Source organism: Moorena sp. SIO4A1 (assembly GCF_010672065.1).
Taxonomy (GTDB): Bacteria; Cyanobacteriota; Cyanobacteriia; order Cyanobacteriales; family Coleofasciculaceae; genus Moorena.
Genome location: NZ_JAAHHX010000251.1, coordinates 1 through 2,624, shown reverse-complemented (window position 1 = coordinate 2,624; position 2,624 = coordinate 1). Strand labels below are relative to the sequence as shown.

General features: G+C 45.2%; 1 protein-coding gene. It reads left to right on the top strand.

Features of this window, described 5'->3' with window-relative positions:
- The first annotated feature begins 92 nt into the window (after positions 1 to 92).
- Positions 93 to 2,378: a phosphoenolpyruvate--protein phosphotransferase gene (ptsP, locus tag F6K53_RS36900; RefSeq protein WP_293084506.1), complete on the top strand. Its 2,286-nt coding sequence runs from the start codon at positions 93 to 95 to the stop codon at positions 2,376 to 2,378.
- Positions 2,379 to 2,624: the final 246 nt, after the last annotated feature.

Genomic DNA, 2,624 nt, shown 5'->3' with positions numbered 1-2,624 from the left:
ATATTGTGCGTTTGGTTAATTGGTGGCAGGGAGTTCCATTTGCAGCTACCCGATGTTCTCGTTTTGCTGCTCTTGGGCCGACCGGTTGACCTATGTCTAAACAAATATTAATTTCGCCAGCGGTATCAAACTTGGGGGACTTTGAGAATAGTGCCCCCCAGATTTGGGGGGTTAGGGGGGCAAAACCAACTAAACTTCCTAAGTCCTATAGTACTGATAGTACTGAGAATAAATCAACCTCCAATTTTAAAGAGTCTACAATCCCAGCTTCTACAACCAAAGAAATCCATCTTACTATCGAGAATCCACAGGGAATTCATGCTCGTCCTGCTGCGCAACTGGTTACTACGGCTAATCGGTTTAACTCAGAAATTACGTTACAAAATATCACCAAAACTAGCAATATAGTTAATGGAAAAAGCATTAATAATGTGATGCTTTTAGGTATCAAAAAGGGAGATGAAATAGTCATCAAAGCAGTAGGAGAAGATGCGGAATTAGCCTTGATAGCTTTGCAGCAGCTAGTAGATAACAATTTTGGGGAAAAACTAGATAAAGCAAAAAAAGACATCAAGCAAAATTCTAACCCTCCCAGTAACCGATCCCTTCACCCGTCATCGGTCACACTTGATAGGTTAGTTGGAATTCCCGCTGCTGCTGGTATTGCTATGGGAGCGGTTATTGTCTACCAACCCAAACTTCCAGAGATTATTGAAGAGCAAACAGATAATCCTCAAGGCGAGTGGGAAACCCTACAACTTGCTATTAAAACAGCACAACAGCAACTTCAACACCTGATCAATACTGTTACTAACGATCAAGCAGATATTTTTCAGGCTCACTTGCTCTATTTAGAGGATCCAGCCCTAGTTAATAGAGCTTATCAGATTATAGTTGACCAGCATCTATGGGCAGGGGCGGCTTGGAAAACTGTGATCGATGAAACCGTAGCAAATTATCAAACTCTGGAAGACTCCTACATGCAAGCTCGGGGAAATGATGTGATCGATGTCGGCTGGCGAGTGTTGCGATTACTGACGAATAGGAAAGAAACCTGTCTAGATCTGACTGAGCCTGGTATTCTGGTTGCTGCTGATTTAACCCCCTCTGAGGTCGCGCAACTAAATCCGATCCAAGTCCTAGGTATCTGTTGCGCTAGTGGAAGTGCTACAGCCCATAGTGCCCTGATCGCCAATATGCTCGGTATACCGATGGTGGTTGGTGTTGGTCAGGATGTGTTGTCGTTGCCAGCTGGTACGGAGTTGGCCATGGATGGGACAACCGGTCAAATTTGGGTAGAGCCTTCTGAGGAACAAAAGCAAGAATTACAGCTACAGAGCAACAGTAAGGATGAATTACCTAGGGAGGTAATTACTCAAGATGGACACACAATTCCCTTGATGGCAAATGTTTTGGGAGAGGCTGATGCTAAATTGGCTCTCGATTGTGGTGCTCAAGGGATAGGTTTACTTAGGACCGAGTTTCTTTATCTGGAACGCTTAACTATTCCGATGGAAGAAGAGCAGTTGGCAACCTATCAAGCCATTGCGGAAATTATGGGTACCCATCCCCTAACGATTCGTACTTTAGATATTGGCGGTGACAAGCCCATTCCCTTCCTGAATCTAGCGTCTTCTGATGCTTCCTCTGATCGGCACACCCGAGAGCCTAACCCTTTCCTAGGATGGCGGGGAATTCGTCAGAGTTTGGATTGTCCAGAGATGCTCAAAATCCAACTGCGGGCGATTCTACGAGGGAGTTATGGACACAATATTAAGGTGATGTTTCCCATGGTTTCTTCAGTAGAAGAGGTAAGGGCTGCTAAGGAAATCCTAGCAGAGGCTAAAGCCGAGTTGCGCCAAGAAGGGTATCGTTTTAATGAACAGATGCCAGTGGGGATTATGGTAGAAGTCCCGGCAGCAGTAACCATGGCTGATCAGTTAGCGGCTGAAGTGGACTTTTTCAGCATTGGTACTAATGATTTGAGTCAATATGTAATGGCCGCTGACCGTACTAATCCCAAGGTGGCGAAGCTAGCTGATGCCCTTGAACCGGCTGTGCTACGGATGATTCACCAAACGGTAAGCGTTGCTCATCAAGCAGGGATTACAGTTAGTGTCTGTGGTCAGTTGGCATCGAATCCAGTAGGGATACCGATTTTATTAGGGTTAGGGGTGGATGAGTTGAGTGTGAATCCACCTGCGATCGCTACTGTGATTTCAGTTATTACACAGTTGAGTATCAACCAGGCCGAGATGCTTGCTGGTGAGGCGTTGCAGCTAGATTCGGCTCTTGCAGTTAGACAATATATTAGACTTCTTGCAGAAGTCGGGAACAGGGAACAGGGAACAGGGAACAGTGGACAAGAATTGACGTGAACACTATCAGAAAAGTACTTTTGCCAGGTCGGTTTGAGTCTTGGCAGGAGTGATATAGCGCTATAAACAAGGGAAGAGGCAAAAGGCAAAAGGCAACAGGCAACAGGCAAAAAAAAAGAGAGCCGTGTTACTGACTCTCTCGATCATCAGGGTGCATCTTATATTTCAAATATACCTGAGTAAATGAGGGGTGTCACCCCTCATTGCAAAAATCAGCCAAATGGCTTAATTGGTAAGTTGTTACTG

Excerpts from the sequence above, each read along its gene's own strand:
- ptsP (WP_293084506.1), top strand. The coding sequence starts at position 93 with ATGTCTAAACAAATATTAATTTCGCCAGCGGTATCAAACTTGGGGGAC.